At 49.9% G+C, this 18,155-nt stretch carries 20 protein-coding genes and 1 pseudogene; 18 read left to right on the top strand and 3 right to left on the bottom strand.

What is annotated here, in order from left to right:
• Positions 1-10: 10 nt before the first annotated feature.
• From flgN to flgA, 3 genes are read right to left on the bottom strand one after another with little or no spacing between them, the layout of a single operon-like run.
• Positions 11-439: a flagellar export chaperone FlgN gene (gene flgN / locus KXJ70_RS12590; RefSeq protein ID WP_219043865.1), complete on the bottom strand. Its 429-nt coding sequence runs from the start codon at positions 437-439 to the stop codon at positions 11-13.
• 5 nt (positions 440-444) lie between these two features.
• A complete protein-coding gene (flgM, locus tag KXJ70_RS12585) occupies positions 445-747 on the bottom strand; it encodes a flagellar biosynthesis anti-sigma factor FlgM (RefSeq protein ID WP_219043864.1) in 303 nt (100 codons plus the stop codon).
• A gap of 60 nt (positions 748-807) precedes the next feature.
• Entirely contained in the window at positions 808-1,518 is a 711-nt protein-coding gene (gene flgA / locus KXJ70_RS12580; RefSeq protein ID WP_219043863.1) for a flagellar basal body P-ring formation chaperone FlgA, read from the bottom strand.
• A 323-nt stretch (positions 1,519-1,841) separates the two neighbouring features.
• Between flgA and flgB the strand changes: the two genes are divergently transcribed.
• The 18 genes and pseudogenes from flgB to KXJ70_RS12495 all read left to right on the top strand — a co-directional run bounded on the left by flgB (position 1,842) and on the right by KXJ70_RS12495 (position 17,916).
• Entirely contained in the window at positions 1,842-2,258 is a 417-nt protein-coding gene (gene flgB, locus KXJ70_RS12575) for a flagellar basal body rod protein FlgB (RefSeq protein WP_219043862.1), read from the top strand.
• A gap of 3 nt (positions 2,259-2,261) precedes the next feature.
• Positions 2,262-2,663 (top strand): flagellar basal body rod protein FlgC, encoded by a 402-nt coding sequence (flgC, locus tag KXJ70_RS12570; protein ID WP_219043861.1) that lies wholly within the window; start codon positions 2,262-2,264, stop codon positions 2,661-2,663.
• Between the two features lie 10 nt (positions 2,664-2,673).
• Positions 2,674-3,339, top strand: a complete 666-nt coding sequence (locus KXJ70_RS12565; RefSeq protein ID WP_219043860.1) for a flagellar hook assembly protein FlgD — start codon at positions 2,674-2,676, stop codon at positions 3,337-3,339.
• 55 nt (positions 3,340-3,394) lie between these two features.
• Entirely contained in the window at positions 3,395-4,612 is a 1,218-nt protein-coding gene (gene flgE / locus KXJ70_RS12560; protein ID WP_219043859.1) for a flagellar hook protein FlgE, read from the top strand.
• 33 nt (positions 4,613-4,645) lie between these two features.
• Positions 4,646-5,389: a flagellar basal body rod protein FlgF gene (locus KXJ70_RS12555; protein WP_219043858.1), complete on the top strand. Its 744-nt coding sequence runs from the start codon at positions 4,646-4,648 to the stop codon at positions 5,387-5,389.
• A gap of 21 nt (positions 5,390-5,410) precedes the next feature.
• Entirely contained in the window at positions 5,411-6,196 is a 786-nt protein-coding gene (flgG, locus tag KXJ70_RS12550) for a flagellar basal-body rod protein FlgG (protein ID WP_219043857.1), read from the top strand.
• A gap of 73 nt (positions 6,197-6,269) precedes the next feature.
• A complete protein-coding gene (gene flgH, locus KXJ70_RS12545) occupies positions 6,270-6,974 on the top strand; it encodes a flagellar basal body L-ring protein FlgH (RefSeq protein WP_219043856.1) in 705 nt (234 codons plus the stop codon).
• An 11-nt stretch (positions 6,975-6,985) separates the two neighbouring features.
• Positions 6,986-8,119, top strand: coding sequence for a flagellar basal body P-ring protein FlgI (locus KXJ70_RS12540; RefSeq protein WP_255558451.1), 1,134 nt, complete (start codon positions 6,986-6,988; stop codon positions 8,117-8,119).
• A gap of 28 nt (positions 8,120-8,147) precedes the next feature.
• Positions 8,148-8,570: a rod-binding protein gene (locus tag KXJ70_RS12535; protein WP_219043855.1), complete on the top strand. Its 423-nt coding sequence runs from the start codon at positions 8,148-8,150 to the stop codon at positions 8,568-8,570.
• A gap of 10 nt (positions 8,571-8,580) precedes the next feature.
• Positions 8,581-10,470, top strand: coding sequence for a flagellar hook-associated protein FlgK (gene flgK / locus KXJ70_RS12530; protein WP_219043854.1), 1,890 nt, complete (start codon positions 8,581-8,583; stop codon positions 10,468-10,470).
• Positions 10,471-10,528: 58 nt separating this feature from the next.
• Entirely contained in the window at positions 10,529-11,722 is a 1,194-nt protein-coding gene (gene flgL / locus KXJ70_RS12525) for a flagellar hook-associated protein FlgL (protein ID WP_219043853.1), read from the top strand.
• 336 nt (positions 11,723-12,058) lie between these two features.
• A pseudogene (locus KXJ70_RS19655) lies at positions 12,059-12,469 on the top strand (flagellin N-terminal helical domain-containing protein); the annotation flags it as partial.
• 168 nt (positions 12,470-12,637) lie between these two features.
• Positions 12,638-13,453, top strand: coding sequence for a flagellin (locus KXJ70_RS19650; RefSeq protein ID WP_439655081.1), 816 nt, complete (start codon positions 12,638-12,640; stop codon positions 13,451-13,453).
• A gap of 139 nt (positions 13,454-13,592) precedes the next feature.
• Complete coding sequence (locus KXJ70_RS12515; RefSeq protein ID WP_219043851.1) at positions 13,593-14,090, top strand: flagellar protein FlaG; 498 nt, start codon at positions 13,593-13,595, stop codon at positions 14,088-14,090.
• Between the two features lie 168 nt (positions 14,091-14,258).
• Positions 14,259-15,659, top strand: a complete 1,401-nt coding sequence (fliD, locus tag KXJ70_RS12510; RefSeq protein ID WP_219043850.1) for a flagellar filament capping protein FliD — start codon at positions 14,259-14,261, stop codon at positions 15,657-15,659.
• Positions 15,660-15,759: 100 nt separating this feature from the next.
• A complete protein-coding gene (gene fliS, locus KXJ70_RS12505; RefSeq protein ID WP_219043849.1) occupies positions 15,760-16,194 on the top strand; it encodes a flagellar export chaperone FliS in 435 nt (144 codons plus the stop codon).
• 77 nt (positions 16,195-16,271) lie between these two features.
• Positions 16,272-16,613: a flagellar protein FliT gene (gene fliT, locus KXJ70_RS12500; RefSeq protein ID WP_219043848.1), complete on the top strand. Its 342-nt coding sequence runs from the start codon at positions 16,272-16,274 to the stop codon at positions 16,611-16,613.
• A gap of 211 nt (positions 16,614-16,824) precedes the next feature.
• Positions 16,825-17,916, top strand: a complete 1,092-nt coding sequence (locus KXJ70_RS12495) for a sigma-54 interaction domain-containing protein (RefSeq protein WP_255558450.1) — start codon at positions 16,825-16,827, stop codon at positions 17,914-17,916.
• Positions 17,917-18,155: the final 239 nt, after the last annotated feature.

The following is an 18,155-nucleotide window of genomic DNA, read 5'->3' as shown; positions in this document are numbered from 1 at the left end:
TGCGGTATTGCTAAGCTTTGCCCAGAGCCTGTTTGGGGGCGGCATACTGTGCCGCGCCCTTGGCGCTGTATAGAGGCGTGTCACCGTGTGCGCTGCTGCCGAGAATTTCAAGGGCGCGCTGTTTATAGCGAGCTTGCACGGCGATGTCTGCGCCGGTCTGATTATTTAACATTTGGCAGCGAGACAATATGGCAAGTGTCTCTTGCCAGTCAGGTGCACTGCTGTGCTGAGCAGCGCTACTCGATTCTTCGAGTAACTGGCGACGGCGCAGGGCGAGCTGATCCAGTGTTTGAACTAAGTCCATTTTTTGAATGGCAATGGCTTCAATTTGTTCAGCGGAGTTAGCTAGTTTCAAGCTGGCTGCCTCGCTAATTAACAACGATTCTAATGCGCTGGCATTATCGTGAATATGTTGAAGTACATCGCTAAGTTCATTCATCGTTATTAGGCGCCTGTTAGAGTTTCCATATTTACCAAGGCTTCCGCGACTTTTTGGGCGTCGATATTAAATTCGCCGTTGCGAATAGCCGTTTTAATGGCATCTACTTTTTGGCGATCAATGCCGTCGCTGCTATTCACTTCCACGCGGGTGCGCTCCATTAGCGGCGTTTCCGCTATAGATGGCTGATTGCTGGTTACGTTTGCCGCAGTATTTGGCGCTACACTTTCTGATTTACTGCCGCCAGTGCGTCCGCCCTCTAGCTTGCGGAGCTGGCTCAGTGAAGAGCCGTCTAATCGGTCGACCATGTCAGAATCCTCTCATTTAATAGGCTTACGCTACGTATATCGGCAGCCGTGCCAAAAACTTTAGTTAAGCAATACAACATTTTCTGACGCTACCACACCCTCAAGTTGCTTACCCGAATTGAGGTTTTTAACCATTATTCGCGAGCCCAGGGCGCCATTTTGCAGTGCAATTCCCATCATGCTGACGCTTACCGGTCCCGTGTTGCTATTTAACTGTACGCGCTGGCCTTTATTCACGATGCTGCTGGCAGTGACCATATTTGGGGTAAGCACTGCGCCTTGGGCAATACTGCGTCTGCTAGTGTAGCCACCACGATCGCCAAGTGATTGTAAGTAACCATAGCCCAGCGCCGAGATATCGCGCTGGCTCCAGCTTATGTCGCGCTCGCTAATAGTGGTGTTGGGCGCAATAGGGTGACGGGCAACCATCACATTGGCAAAGGCCTCAACCGTCACTGGCAAGTAAATCTTCCATGGCTTGTTGCCATTGCATCGCACGCCAACGGTGGTCCGGCGTTTAATCTTTGCGCCAGTTGATAAAAAAGCCTCAAGTTTGGCCGGGCACTGGGCGAGCTTGGTTCGTGGATCTAACGTTTGCACCGTTATCTTGGTCTTCATTTTCTGCCACGGGTGACGCGCTGCAATATAGGCGCGCGCCGTCTCCGCGATTCGCGCGTGATTCTCGTTCGCGGCGGCGAAAAGCGGCTGACTAGTGAACATCAGTAGAATGTTCGCTAGTAAAAAATAAATGTATTTTCCTTTTTTATTCATAGCCATAAAACACGTCAAAGTTTTGTCGTTTTCCAAAAACTTGCAATGCCTATGCCAGTGTTGTGGTTTTTTTGTGCTTGATAGATAGGGGTTTATACGGAGGATGCCGGCTGCCGGAATTTTGCCTATGCGGGAAAAAGAGCGCCGTTTTTTTGGCAAAGCCGAGTTGTGCAGATTTTAACACTTTGTATTTTAAAGGAAAAAAAATATGGCACGAGCCTTGCCTTGTTCGTTAGTGCGCGGCGTAAAAAGCCGGCAAATGGCAGGCCTACAAACTATATCGACAGCCGCCATAAAAACTTTAGAAAAAGCAGGTTAAAAAAATGTCTATAAATTTTGATAAAGCGCTAGGGATACATGAGCAAGCATTGCAGGTGCGCGATAAGCGCAATGAAGTGCTGGCTACCAATATAGCAAACGCCGATACCCCCGGCTACAAAGCGCAAGACATAGATTTTAAAGCGGTTTTATCGCAATCGGCAGCGAGTGGTAATTCGATGCAGTTAGCAATGCGGACGACAAATAGCGGGCACATGCAAGGTATGGGCGCCGCGACTGACGGTTTGCCAATGGATCTTCAATACCGTGTTCCCACCCAGCCATCGGAAGATGGGAACACGGTTGACACCCATTTAGAACAAGCAGAGTTCGCGGACAACGCGATGCGCTACCAAGCCACGCTGTCGTTCTTGAGCAGCCGCTTTAGTGGCATGAAGTCTGTATTACAAGGAGGACGATAAGTCATGGCTAATCCTTTGAGTGTCGCCGCATCAGCGATGAATGCGCAAATGCTTAGATTGAATACGGTCGCCAGTAATATGGCGAACGCCGAAACTGTCAGTGGCAGCGAAGATACCGCTTACCGCTCTCGGCAACCCATTTTCTCTACCGTTATGAATCAGCAGCGCGAAGTTGCCGGTGTTGCAGTGACGGGTATCGTACAAAGTGACGCGGCGGTGGCAAAACGCTACGAACCTGGTCATCCCCAGGCGGATGCGGATGGCTACATCTACAGTTCCAATGTCAACACGATGGAAGAAATGGCAAACATGATGTCGGCGTCAAGGGCTTATCAAAACAACGCGGAAGTTTTCTCTACCACTAAAACTCTCATGCTGCGCGCTTTGCAGCTCGGTCAGCAGTAGGACGTAAATTATGGAACTTCGCACAATAGAAGACCTGCAACGACAGACTGCGGCAAGCAAGGCCAAGAAAGATGCGTCGTCGCTGGATCAGAATGATTTTATGAAGCTAATGCTTCAGCAATTAAAAAGTCAGGATCCGTTTAAGCCCACCGACAACACCGAGTTTATTAGCCAAATGGCGCAGCTAACCTCGGTTAGTGGCATCAGCGAAATGAACACAAATTTAGCGGGTTTAACTCAGTCTTTATATTCCGCGCAACTGCTAGATGCGTCGTCGTTGATCGGCAAAGACGTGCTGGTAGAAACGGATGTCGCTGCGCTGCCGTCAAGTGGCAATGTACAGGGGCAAGTTAATTTGGCGACCAGTACCACCGCTTTAGATATCGATATTCTGGCGCCGACGGGTGAGGTTATTGGCAAAGTTCCCTTGGGGCCGCAGCGCGCAGGCACTGTTGCCTTTGAATGGAATGGCGTCGGTTTGAATGGTGAGCGTATGCCGCCGGGCACATACCAAATTCGCGCTAATTATTTAAATGGCAATACCTTGGAAGCCGTGTCTACCGAAATGCGCAGCGAAGTGCTGAGTGTGAAGGTGCCGGCATCGGGTGGAACACCACAGGTGCAAGTCCAGGGTTTGGGTAGCGTTAGCATGTCGCAAATTATAGAAATTAGCTGAGCGGTAATAGCATCGTTTCGCAAATAACAGAAGTCATTAGACCAGGAGTAAGCCCATGAGCTTTCGCATTGCACTGAGTGGATTAAACGCCGCATCGGCACACCTTGATGTCACCGCGAACAATATTGCCAACGTCAATACCGCTGGTTTTAAAGGTTCGCGAGCGGCATTCGCTGACGTTTATGCAACGTCAAATAATGACGTCACCAAGACTACGCCAGGGGCAGGTGTTCGCTTGAATACCATTACTCAGGAGTTCTCGCAGGGCAATATCGACTTTACCGATAATAATTTAGATCTCGCGATTTCTGGCGAAGGCTTTTTCACCATGAAAGGGACTAGCGGCGTGACTTACACTCGTGCAGGTTCCTTCAGTGTCGATCGCGACGGTTTCGTCGTTAACAATAATTTAGAGCGCCTGCAGGTGTTTCCGCCTTCTGGTGACGGTAACTTCTCGACTGGCTCTTTGAGTGATTTGCAATTACAGGTTTCTGAAAATGCACCGAAAAGCACAGAGCGCGCCCAGATTGGCGTAAATTTGCCGGCCAATGCTCCTACGCCTGCCGCGACTCCCTTCGACCCGAGTTTGCCCACCAGCTACAACCACGCGACCTCGATGACGGTATACGATTCCTTGGGTACCCAACACACGGCGACCTTGTACTTTGTTAAAGATGCTGCCGCCAACACCTGGAACCAACAATTGTATGTTGATAACAACGCGGTAGGCGGGTTTAACACGGTTAGCTTCAGTAATGCCGGTGAGCTTCAGACGCCAGCATCAGGACTTATTACCTATCCGTCCTATGATCCAGGTACTGGCGCAGCTGCCATGGACCTGAGCTTCGACTTCACCGCCTCTACGCAATACGGCAAAGAGTTTGGGGTAAACAACTTACAGCAAGATGGTTTTACCACAGGGCGCTTAACCGGTATTGAAGTTGATAACACCGGTATTGTCTCTGCGCGTTTCACCAACGGTCAGTCTAAGCAATTGGGCAAAGTCGCAATGGCGAGCTTTTCTAATCCCAATGGTTTGCAGCAGCAAGGCGATACTTCCTGGGCAGAAACGTTTGCCTCCGGCAGCCCGCGAGTTGGTGAGGCCGGGTCATCAAACTTTGGTCTGCTGCAGTCTGGCGCCTTGGAAAGCTCCAACGTCGACCTGACGTCACAGCTGGTTGAGATGATCACTGCGCAGCGCAACTTCCAGGCGAATACGCAAATGATCTCGACCGCAGATGCGATGACACAAGCCATTATCAACATCCGATAGTCGCTAAACGACGCGAACTGAGCGGGAGGATTTATGGATAAGTTACTTTTTGTAGGCATGATGGGTGCTAAAAACACCCAGCAAGCGCAAGCCGTGAACGCCAATAACCTGGCGAACGTCAGCACGGCTGGCTTTCGTGGTGACTTTCAAAATTTACTTTCCCGCCAGGTCGAGGGTCCAGGTTTGGCCACCCGCTTTAATCCCGTGTTAGAAGGGCAGGCGAGTGATTTTTCAACCGGTGTAGTGACAACCACCGGCCGAGATTTAGACGTATCTATTCGCGGTGATAAAGGCTGGTTTGCGGTGCAGGCCAGCGATGGTACAGAAGCCTATAGCCGCCGCGGTGATTTTCGTATTAGCGCGGACGGCATGCTTTTGAATGGCGCCGGTCAGCCGGTGATGGGTGATGGTGGCCCCGTTGCAATTCCAGAGCATGAAAGTTTAATGATAGGCGACGACGGCACGGTATCGATTGTACCGCTTGGCCAAGGCGCTGAGTCAGTGGCCACGGTCGACAGAATTCGTCTGGTAGACGCGGCACCGGCCGACCTTGAAAAAGGTGATGATGGTTTGATGCGTATGCGCAATGGCGGCGTCGCGGAGACCTCTGCAGAGATTCGAATTAGCTCAGGCAGTTTGGAATCATCAAACGTCAATACCGTCGATGCCATGGTAACCATGATCGCATTGGCTAGACAGTTTGAAATGCAAGTAAAGGTCATGAGTGCCGCTGACTCAATGGCAGAAACAGGCAGCCGTTTGCTGCGTTTGGAATAACAGGTACTAGAGGTAGTTATTATGAATTCATCACTTTGGGTTGCTAAAACCGGTCTTGATGCGCAGCAAACTAAAATGCAGGTTGTGAGTAACAACTTAGCTAACGCGAACACCACGGGCTTTAAACGTGACCGTGCGTCGTTCGAAGATTTGCTTTACCAGAATATGCGCCAAGTGGGCGGCCAAACCTCGCAGTCAACGCGCTCGCCAAGTGGCATGCATGTGGGTACTGGGGTGAGGGTGGTGTCTACTGAAAAGATCTTTCAACAAGGCACGATGACGCAAACTAATAACTCCATGGATGTGGCCATTAATGGGCGCGGTTTTTTCCAAATACAAATGCCCGACGGCACCGCAGCCTACACCCGTGATGGTTCATTTCAACTGGATGACCAGGGCCAAATCGTGACCAATACCGGCAATATTGTCGATCCGGGTATCACCGTGCCACAGGGTGCATTGAGCGTCACCGTCGGCTCAGATGGGGTGATCAGCGCGGTATTAGCTGGCAATGCTTCGCCGGTGCAATTGGGCAGCTTCCAGCTCGCGGACTTTGTTAACGCCTCTGGCTTGCAGGCCCGCGGTGAGAACCTATACATGGAGTCCGCCTCAAGCGGCGCACCGCAAACCGGCACGCCAGGCCTTAGTGGTCTAGGTACTATCCAGCAAGGCGCTTTAGAGGGCTCGAATGTTAACGTGGTGGAAGAGCTGGTGAATATGATTGAGACCCAGCGTGCCTATGAAATGAATTCAAAGGCCATAGCCACTAGTGACCAGATGATGCAGTACGTAAACAATAATTTGTAAGAGCGTATCTCTAGGTCATTTTCGAATGGACTGAAGGGATAGTCTTTATTTATAGACATCGCGGAATACTGATATGAGCGAAACGATAGCAATAAACATACAGCACTTAAGCGCCTTGATGATGGTGGCGGTAGTTAGTCTTGTGTCTGCCTGCTCCTCTGCGCCGGCGCGCGACCAAAGTGCTGATTATGAATCTGCGGCACCCGCTGCAGCCGTTGATGACGGCAGCAATATGGGGTCGATCTATCGTTCTGGTTACGGCATGAGTTTGTTTTTGGACCGTCGCGCTCGACAAGTCGGCGACATCATCACCGTGACCCTTGAAGAGAAGACCGATGCGTCTAAATCTTCCAGCACAGCTACCGGTAAAGAGAGCAATATTTCGGTGCCAACCGTGACCTTGTTAGGTCGTGGCGTCACCCACAACGGTGTACCGATTCTTTCCTCCGGCGTGTCATCCGACCAGGATTTTGCGGGTAAGGGCACCAGCAGTCAAAGCAATAGCTTGACGGGCAGTATTACCGTCACCGTGTCTGAAGTACTGCGTAATGGCAGTTTGCGCGTGCGGGGCGAGAAGTGGGTAACGATTAACCAGGGTGAAGAGTTTATCCGCATAAAAGGCATTGTTCGCCCTGAAGATATCGGCGCCGACAATGCAGTGCCATCCTACAAGGTGGCCGATGCGCGTATTACCTACAGCGGCAAAGGCGCCTTGGCAGATGCAAATTCTATGGGCTGGCTGGGACGGGTGTTCCAGTCCGTACTGTCGCCCTTTTGAGGTACACCGTCATGTCGGCATTTATTAAACTAACATCTCTTCGCAACGCATTGATCGCGATCACGGTTGTGCTGTCTTGTCAGATTCCTGCCGCACAGGCTGAGCGCGTAAAAGACCTGGTGAATGTGGCTGGTGTGCGTGAGAACCAGTTAGTGGGTTACGGCTTAGTGGTTGGCTTAAGTGGTACTGGTGACCAAACCAGTCAAGCGCCATTTACCATTCAAAGTATTCGCAATATGTTGACCGGCTTTGGTGTCCGTGTGCCAGACAATGTTAATCCGCAGCTAAAGAACGTAGCGGCCGTGACCGTGCACGCGAGTTTACCCGCGTTTGCCAAACCGGGTCAGACAATTGATGTCACTGTGTCGTCGATCGGCAACGCCGCCAGCTTGCGTGGCGGCAGCCTGCTAATGGCGCCAATGATGGGCGCTGACGGTCAGGTTTACGCGGTGGCGCAGGGTAGTCTTTTAGTCGGTGGTTTAGGTGTTTCTGGCGCAGACGGCTCGCGGGTTACCGTGAATATACCCAGTGCTGGGCGTATACCAAACGGTGCGATTGTCGAGCGCCCAGCGCCGAGTATGATGTCAGCTAACGGTGAGATTATGCTGAATTTGAAAAAATCCGACTTCACCACGGCGCGACGCCTGGCGGAAGAAATAAACGCGAAATTCGGTGAAGGAACCGCCAGCGCCATGGATTCAGCGACGGTAAAAGTACAGGGCCCAAGCAACGCGGATCGCAGTGTTACTTTTATCTCGATGCTTGAAAGCCTGGAAATTACGCCATCCGAAGCGGGCGCGCGTGTGGTCGTTAATTCGCGCACTGGCACCATCGTTATAGGTGGCAATGTGCGGGTTATGCCAGCGGCGGTAAGTCACGGCTCCCTGACGGTATCGATCTCCGAGAGCGTTGAGGTGTCTCAACCTGGCGCATTCTCCCGCGGCGGCGAAACCGTAGCAGCGCAAAAATCAGATATCAACGTACAAGAGAGCGGTTCGCGGATGTTCTTGCTCGATGCAGGCGTCACCCTCGAAGACATCGTTAAGGCAATTAACAATGTTGGCGCTTCGCCAAGCGATTTGGTGGCCATTCTTGAAGCTTTAGATCAGGCCGGCGCACTGCGTGCCGAGCTGCTGGTTATTTGACGTTATATAAAGGCGACGGTGAAATACCATGGACGTTAAGGCAGCGAGTAACTATCACGACTTCTCCGGTTTGGCGTCGCTACGCCGCGATGCTGAGTTATCGCCGGAAGAGGCAGTAAAGCCAGTTGCCAAACAGTTCGAAGCCTTATTCTTGCAAATGATGCTAAAGAGTATGCGCGCCGGCGTTCAGGAAAGCGGATTGTTTAGTGATAGCAGCGTGGGTATGTACGAAGAAATGCTCGATAGCCAGTTGTCGGTAACGCTGTCAGATCAAGGTGGCATTGGTATGGCAGAGGCCATTGTGACCCAATTAGTTGGTCCGGCAGAGCAAGCTCCACAGGCGCTCAGCGGAGAGGGCGCGGCGCTGCGTAGTCGTTTGCAACAGCTCGGTGGTATTGAGAAAAGTATTCAGGATTTTAGTCTGACGGCCGATAAGTCGTTCAGTAAATAAGGGGTAAATCATGGGTGATATGCTAGGTAATGCTTTGTCGGGACTGGTGTCTTACCAGCGCGCCTTGGCAACCACCAGTCACAATATTGCCAACGCCGACACTGAAGGATACAGCCGCCAGAAAGTGGATTTTGCTACCCGTGTGCCTTCCCAGTCCGGAAATTTAACTATTGGCTCCGGTGTCAAAGTGTCGTCGGTAAGCCGTGTTTACAGTAGTTTTACAGTGGATCAGCTACGCAGCTCACAATCTGCTTTCGCGCAGGCCGATGCCTATTACCAATTGACGACCCAGGTAGATAACGCACTGGCAGATACCGAACTTGGTCTGAGTGCGTCTTTATCCCGCTTTTATAATAGCCTGCAGGACGTTGCCGACAATCCTTCATCTATCTCTGCCAGGCAATTGATGTTGGCTGAGGCGCAGGGCTTGGGTGATCGCTTTGCAGATATGTCTTCGCAAATGGACACCTTGGATCGCGAAGTGAATACCCGCATAAATGCGTCGATAAGTGACATTAATGATCTCAGTAAGCAGATAGCTGATATCAATTTAATGATCAGTAAAACACAGGGGCAGTTCGGTACAGATGCCAATGATTTGCTCGATCAACGCGATCAGGCGCTGCTAGAGTTGAATGAACTCATTGGCACGACGTCAGTAGAGCAAGCCGACGGCAGCGTCAGCGTATTTATCGGTAATGGCGAAGCGCTGGTATTAGGTGAACGCGCAATTACGATGCGCGCGGTGACTAACCCCTTCGAGCCTGGGCGCACTGAAATCGCAATGGATGTCGGCGGCAGTACGGCGGTGATTAGCGGCAGTTTGCGCGGCGGTAGTTTGGGTGGAACCTTAAGTTTCCGTGATGGTGTACTCAATGACACGCACAATGAACTCGGTCGAATTACCATCGCAATCGCAGATACGCTAAATTCTATTAATAGCGGCGGTATGGATTTAAAAGGCGCTCAGGGTGGCGCGATATTTTCAGTACCAGATCCTGACGTCTTCCGTAGTAGAAATAATAGCAGCGCTGCGGAAATAACGGCTCAAATAACCGATGTATCTGCGCTCAATGGCAGCAATACCTTGATTCGTTTAGATGGCAGCGGTTGGCGCTTCTTTGACGAAAGTAGTGGTGCCGAATTGACTGGTGTGACCGGCAGCGGCAGCGTGGCAGATCCTTTTGTGGTCGGCGGCGTATCGTTAAGCTTAACGTCGGCGGCCGCAGTGGGAGATCAGTTTTTATTGCGTCCAACACGAGGCGCAGCTGAGAACTTAAAAGTGGTGATGACTGATCCTGCCGGCATTGCCGCAGCAGCAGCAACGCGCAGTACAGCCGATCTTAATAATATTGGCTCAGGTAAAATTTCAGAAACCGATGTGCTTGATAGCAGCCATCCCAACTTGATGGATACGGTCGATATACAGTTTTTATCGGCAACGACCTATCAAATAAACGGTGCCGGTAGCTTTAGCTATGCATCGGGTTCAGACATCACTATCAACGGCAATAAAGTCGTGATAACCGGATCACCACAAGCGGGCGATAGCTTCACGATCGGTGCCAACACAAATGCCCTGGGCGACAACCGCAACCTTTTAAAAATGGCGGAGGCAGAAAGTAGCAAGGTACTTAATGGCGGTAGCGCGAGTATTCAAGATACCGTGAATGGTTTGGTTGGGAATATTGCTGTAGCAACTCGCAGTGCGCAGATTAACCAACAATCTCAAGAAAATTTGCTTAATCAAACTCGCAGTAACCAACAGGCAATATCGGGTGTGAATTTAGACGAAGAGGCGGCTAACTTATTGAAGTTTCAACAGGCCTATCAAGCCGCCGCCCAGGCCGCCGGCGTCGCCAATGATTTGTTTCAGGCCCTGATGGGGGCATTTCGTTAAGTCGTTTTGACACGGCGCGTCTGCACGGCATAGCGTTGTAGCTAAAGAGAGTAATTCGATGAGAATTTCGACAAGTCAAATGTATACCAACAGTGTGAACAGCATGCTGAACCAGCAATCGAAGCTGGCGGCGACGCAGCAGCAGTTGTCGACTGGCAAGCGTATTCTCACTCCATCCGATGACCCGGTCGGTGCGGTGCGGAGTTTGGAGCTAAGCCGCGCGCAGGAACAAACCGAACAATATATGCGCAATTCGGAATTACTAGACAGTCGCCTGCGTCTTGAAGAAAGCGTGGTCGGCAGCAGCATCGACGTCGTCCAGCGAATCCGTGAGCTGACAGTCCAGGCGAATAATGATTCCCAGAGTAACGAATCCCGCCTATCCATAGCCTCTGAGCTGCGCCAGCAATTAGATAATTTACTGGCCTATGCCAATACTAAAGACAGTAGCGGCCATTTCATTTTTGCGGGATACCAGGAGGGCAGTGCACCATTCTCAAAAACCGCTAATGGCTATAGCTACAACGGTGACGATGGCCAGCGCCAATTACAGATTGGACCCTCTCGTCGTATGGCAGATGGTGATCCTGGCTCAGATGTGTATATGGGTATTCTCAATGGTAATGGCCAATTTATCGCCAGTGCCGCTGATGGTAATACCGGAACCGGCATTATTAATGCTGGCAGCGTTGCAAACGTCCAAGCATTCAACTACGACACCGTGAGTGTTCGTTTTAATAGCGAAACCCAATACGATATTTTGGATAGTGGTGGTGCGGTTATCGATTCCGGCGACTACCTCAGTGGTGGCGACATCCAGGTCGCGGGTATGTCGGTAAATATAAAAGGCACGCCGGCAGCCGGAGATGAATTCACGCTTGCGCCCTCAAAGCGGCAAGACCTGTTTTCTATGGTCGAGGCGCTAGCGCTGTCTCTAGAAACGCCACGTAAAAACCCGACTGAAAGAGCCGATCAGCACAATGAAATAAACACTGCCCTTAGCAGTTTTGACCGTGCGATTGACCATCTTATACAGAAGCAGTCCAGTATTGGCGCGAGAATGGAGTCCTTGCAGCGTCAAATCGATATAAATTCAGGTGCCAGTTTGCAAATATCTGAAAATCTGAGTTTGATTAACGATTTAGACTACGCGGAAGCAATCTCGAGATTTAGCCAGCAGCAGGCGGCATTGCAGGCTGCCCAACAGGCATTTGCTAAGACCCAGGGCTTGTCGTTATTTAATTACATCTAAACCATCGATGCTGGTTCGAAGGATTCGAGCTGGCATCAAATACTTCCCTTCCTTTGTACTCTTCCTCAAGCAACTTTTAATAGCACTTTAATTTTAGTTTTAAAATCTTAGGTCGATATTACTAAAGCGTGCGATTTTTCCGGCGAAAACCGCATAAATCCTTGATTTACGAAGGGCATTACGGATCCAAGTGCGTACATCTACTTACTAAATAAACTTAAAGATCTCCCTGAAATCTCCGTTATATGGGGTGAAAGCAAAATACAGCCATTTAGGCTGGTGCTTAATCAAAGACACTTAGTCTTTATACCGCATAGAGTGGAAAGGAGATTTACCATGGCCCTAAGTATCAACACCAATGTTGCGTCACTGAATGCACAGCGTAACCTGCAAAAGTCGCAAGAAACATTGAACACTTCATTGCAGCGCCTTTCTACTGGCCTGCGTATTAATAGCGCAAAAGATGACGCTGCTGGTTTGGCGATCACTACACGCTTCACAACCCAAATTAACGGTTTGAACCAAGCGGTTCGTAATGCCAACGACGGTATCTCACTAGCCCAAACTGGTGAAGCGGCCATCGACGAAATTACTAACAACTTACAGCGTATTCGCGAGCTAGCGGTTCAGTCAGCTAACTCAACATACTCTGCCTCTGACCGCGCGGCACTGGACTCAGAAGTACAGCAACGTCTAGCTGAGATCGACCGTATCGGCAGCCAAACTTCCTTTAACGGAACCAAGCTTCTCGACGGTAGCTTCGGTAGCGCAAGCTTCCAGGTAGGTGCTAACGTCGGTGAAACCATCAGCGTTAACTTAGCCACTGGTGTTAAATCTAACCAGATTGGTCAAATTGCTAGCGCAACTGGTACAGCTACAGCAGCAGCGCTTCCTGCCAATACTTTGAGTATTGCGGTGGGAGATGGTGATGCAGTTGTAATCGACGCGTCTACAGCAGGTAATGGCGCTGGCCAAACCGCAGCGAGCGCATTCGCTAAAGCCGATGCAATTAACTCAGCCGGTGTATTTGGCTTGAGCGCAACGGCAAGCAACGAGAGCACGCTAGCCTTTACCGATATTGGTGGCTCAGCGACTGACACCTACGCGCTAACCATCAACGGTGTAGACGTGTTCGACGCAGCCACTGACGTATCTACCGCTGTTGATATCAACTCCTTTGTTAACACAGTTAACCAGAAATCGGTTGAAACTGGTGTAACGGCGTCGGTATCGGGTACAGATGTTATCTTCACCTCCGCAGATGGTCGTGAAATTGCCCTTGACGAAACTAGTACAGTTGGCGGTGTAGGTGACGACACAAGCTACGGCTCGGTGACCTTGTCATCTTCAGACACCATCACCGTTGTAGGCGGCACTACCATCGGGATAGCTGACGGCACCGTTGCGAAAGACACAACGACTTTGTCTTCGGTATCAGTATCTTCGGTAGCGAACTCGAATGACGCGATACAGCGTATCGACTCAGCGCTTAGTTCGGTCAGTACACTGCGCAGCGAGTTCGGTGCAGTTCAAAACCGCTTTGAATCAACGATCACTAACTTGCAGACAATCTCTGAAAACCTGTCTGCATCACGTGGCCGGATTCTAGACGCTGACTTCGCTGCTGAAACGGCAAACCTGACTAAAGCGCAAATCCTGCAACAGGCTGGCACCGCCATCCTAGCCCAGGCTAACTCGCTTCCACAGGCTGCCTTAAGTCTGCTGCAATAAGCAACAACCCGATGACCTCCCGCGCTCAGTGAGCGCGGGATTTTCGGCCCGGAAAGGGAGTTAAAGGGAGAGACTTAAGGGCCAATAGGCCCTATTCGTGTTTTCCGAATAGCTGTTTGAAAGGGTGAAAGGTTACGTTATGGATACTAGTTTACATACCCAAGCAGTCGCGAGCAGCTTAGTCAAAGCGCCTGTTAGAACCGCGAACAGTGCGATGACTGTTGGTCAGGTAGCGGCCGCGTCTAATCAGTTTCAGGGCGGCAGTTCTTTGCCCAAGGGTGCAGATGTCGGCGCCAAATTGCCGCTCTCTGCTGCTAATAAGCCGACCGCAGATAAAAGTTCCGAGGCGAATCAGCCTGAACAGTTGAGTCGTATGGCGGCTGCCTTGGTGACGGAATTGAGCTCGCCGGGCAATATAGAGCGTACCGAACAAGCGGTAGCAAAGCTCAATGAAATACTTAAAGATCGCGAGCGAGACCTAGAGTTTTCGATAGATGAAGACACTGGACGTACAGTCTTAAAAGTAATTCACGCTGAGTCTGGCGAAGTCATTCGGCAGATACCACCGGAGGAGCTTCTCAATATTGCGCGGGTTTTTATTGAGGGGACGGGCAGCTTAATTGAAGACCAAGCCTGATTGGCGTGATATCTGCATTGTAAAGCCGAATCGGACATGCAGATTTGAGCTTAAGGCTTTTTAAACACAGAGCAGCTTATATTGCATGTTAGTAAGTACATGTGATTATAGCGAAGCGGCAGTATCTCTTCATAATATATTGTTGCTAAAAGCGGGTAGGTAAATGATATGGCATCTTTAACCGCATCGGGAATTGGTTCAGGGCTCGATATTAATAGTATCGTCTCACAGCTTGTTGCTGCCGAACGCAGCCCAGTGGAAACAAGATTAAACTCCAAGGAATCATTAATTCAGGCGCGTCTATCGGCGTTTGGATCCCTTAAATCTGCCCTAACAAACTTCAAAGCTAGCCTCAGTACACTTAAAAACCCTGAAAGCTTTACCAAACGTAGTGCGACCGTTGGCGATCCCACGGTGTTTTCCGCAACGACCACCGCAACAGCAGCGCCTGGCACCTATTCAGTTAAAGTAGAACAATTGGCGACAAGCCATAAAATAGCGTCGCAAGCGTATACCGATAGCACCACCAGTGTCGGCAGTGGGGAGTTAAACTTCACTATCAATGGTGAATCATTTTCAGTCGCTGTCGCCGAGGGGGCGGATAGCCTGGCGGAAATACGTGACGCGGTGAATTCCTCAGCGGCTAACAGTGGTGTAAGCGCGTCAATTATTAATGATCAAGACGGCGCCCACCTGGTTTTTTCTGCAACAAGAACCGGTGTTGAGAATGCCATTAATATTTCTGTCACCGCCGGAGCTAATGGTGACTTGAGCCAGCTCGCATACGATACCAATCTAGGTTCACAACTTAGTTCAATGGTTGAGAAAGCAGAGGCCTTAGATTCCATTGTCATCGTTGACGGTTTCACCAAAACCAGTGCAGATACCAAAATTGAAGGCATGATCGAGGGCGTAAGTTTAGACCTGAAAAAAGCGCTGCCAGGTGAAAGCTTTAGCCTTAAAGTGCAAGTAGATACTAAATCGGTTAAGAGTGCGATCGAGGGTTTTGTAAACAATTATAATACCCTGATGACCACCATAAACGACCTGACTGCCTACAACCCGGAATCTAAAACCGCGGGATTATTGCAGGGCGATTCAGCAACGCGCAGTGTAGCCAATCAATTGCGCCAAGAAATGGGAACGATAGTGAGCGGCTTGGGGACTGAGCTCGACTCGCTAGCGGAAATAGGCATCACCACCGGTGATAAAAACAAATTGGTTATCGACACTACAGTGTTTGCTGATGTCGTAGCCGATGATTTTGATAAATTAAGCGGAATATTTTCTAGCGAATCCGGCTATGCAGTTCGTCTCGATAGCTTAATTGGCGACCTCACCGCAAGCGGCGGTATTTTGACGAATCGCACCGACGGCCTTACCAGTCAAGTCAAGCGGATTAATGAGCAACGAGAAGCCTTGAATGCCCGTATCGTTGGAATCGAAGCTCGCTACCAAGCTCAGTTTAGCGCACTAGATAGCCTGCTGGGGCAGCTTAATTCAACCGGCGACTTTCTCACTCAGCAGCTGGCAAACTTGCCCGGTACCGTGTTTAAAAATGGTAAGTAGAAGGCTTTTATACGTATAAATACCTCGATAAAAGACTAAAGAAATCCGCTGAAAAGTCGTCAATTAGGATAAGCAAAGGGGCTTATCAAGAGGAAAGATTATGAGTTATTCAGCAGGTAGAGCGACTCAAGCATACGCATCAGTAGGGGCCCAATCCAGGGTGTCGGCAGCGAGTCCACACCGCTTAATTCAACTGTTAATGGATGGTGCGCTTGATCGGCTTGCAATTGCCAAAGGTCATATGCAGCGCCATGAAGTGCCTCAGAAGATAAATGCAGTAAACCGCACTATGTCGATAATCGACGGCTTGCGAATGAGCTTAGATCATAATATTGACGCTAAAATGAGCGATAACTTAGAGAGCTTATACGACTATATGAATCGTCGTCTCTTATTGGCAAACATCAATAACGACGTCACCGGTTTAGACGAAGTCTCCTCCTTATTGCGTGAATTGAAAGAAGCATGGGATGCCATTCCCGACGGTTTACAGAACACTGGCAAGGGCGAGAGTTTAGCGGCGCTCACAATGTAACGGTATTTCTTTTAGGTGTAGGTTTTTGCTCTGTCCGCGGTGCGCAGACTGCGGGTGGGGCATCTCTAAGGTGACTAATGAATAATATAAAAAATATAAGCACTGCATTGACCGCTAGACAGCAAAGCCTACAGGCGCTTGTGGAGCTTACCGAGTATATAAGAGAGCTGGCAGAGAGCAATGACTGGCTGGCCGCGCTTAGCGAACAGCGACGGCGCCGAGTGCTTATGGATGAGTTTTTTGCAACGCCTTGCTCCCCTGCAGAGAGCAGTGACGTTGCCAGTGCAATAGAAAATATTCTAGCCGTCGATCAGCTTGTGAGTGAAATGCTGTATCGCCAACGTGGTAGTTTGGCTCACGAGGCCAATCAGTCCTGCCGCAATATCCGCAATGTTGGTCGCTATTTAAGCAATAGCTAAAAGAGGCATGCACAAGCTACTCACTTAGTTTGTGTAGTATCGCGTTATAGAACCTAGGACATTCACGTATTCTCTTCCCTCCCGTAAATTCTGCACAATAGTCCTATTGACGATGTGGCGAGATTTCCTCATCGTTATCTAAGCCGTCACAACAAACGAATACTTAGTTACAACTGTTGTGCGCTACTTTCATTGAATGAGTGAGATTTCAATGCAACAGAATAAAAAATTAATCTCAGATGGCTATGATTTAATTGCCAAAAAGTCCCTGGAGTCAAAAGCAATGCGCGATCTTGATGAGTTGATTTCTCAGGTATCGAGCTTTGACACTTTAGTACTTATTCGCGGCGAATCTGGTAGCGGCAAAGAAGTCGTAGCCCGTCGTATTCATGAAGCATCTTCACGGGCAGCAAAAGCATTTATCCCGGTTAACTGCGGTGCAATTCCGGCTGACTTATTAGAAAGTGAGCTGTTTGGTCACGAAAAGGGGGCTTTCACTGGCGCTATTGCTACACGCCAGGGGCGTTTTGAGCTCGCAGAGGGCGGCACCCTGTTTCTGGATGAAATCGGCGATATGAGCCTACCTATGCAGGTTAAGCTACTGCGGGTATTGCAAGAGCGCTGCTTTGAGCGGGTTGGAAGCAACGAAACCAAAAAATGCAATGTCCGTATATTGGCTGCGACTCACCGCAACCTTGAACAAATGGTCGAGGCGGGCACCTTCCGTCAGGATTTATTTTATCGTTTAGATGTATTCCCCATCGAGGTACCGGCGCTAAGAGAGCACACCGAAGACGTGGCAACATTGATGTCGATCTTTATGGAAAAATTAGAAGCCAAAGGTATGCGTACGCCGCGCTTCTCTTCAAGCGCGATGCGCGCCCTAAAATTGTATGGCTGGCCTGGCAATATTCGCGAGCTCGAGAACTTAATGGAGCGCCTAGCCATTACTCATGCTGGCAAACTGATAGGTATGAATGATCTCCCTAAGCAGTTTCGAACCATGGGAATGATTGATCTAACGGTTGAAGATGAGCGCGAAGATCAAGACGTCTTAATTACGTCACTGATGTCACGCCCCTGCGAGGCGGATTTCGAAGTGGCGCTGTCGGTGGGCGACAGCAGCAAGCCGCCGCTGCCTGCTGAAGGTATTGACCTAAAATCCTATCTACAGGATATCGAACAGTGGTTTATCACTGAAGCACTGCGCAAGGAAGAGGGCGTAATAACCCGCGCAGCACAGCTGCTTGGTTTACAGCGCACTACGCTGGCAGAAAAAATGAAGAAGCTTGGCGTGTTGTAAGCTATCTCCCGAGAATAGTAGCTTAAGACACTTCAATTCTGACCCGACTGAAACGTGCTTTCCGTTCGCTTAACTTTGATTGCGCAGTAATACTATTGCTGGTGCTTAATTTCTTAGCGCTACCCCATAAACTCCACTTTTCGATAGTAAGTCATGGGCTAGAAGTCAGCCTTTGATTAATTTCCCGCCATGCCTTCACCTATTACGGTCACAATGTGCTTTCCGAAGCAGGTTCAGCT

Source organism: Zhongshania aquimaris, assembly GCF_019312595.1.
Lineage (GTDB): Bacteria > Pseudomonadota > Gammaproteobacteria > Pseudomonadales > Spongiibacteraceae > Spongiibacter > Spongiibacter aquimaris.
This window is presented reverse-complemented; position numbering and strand designations above follow the sequence as displayed.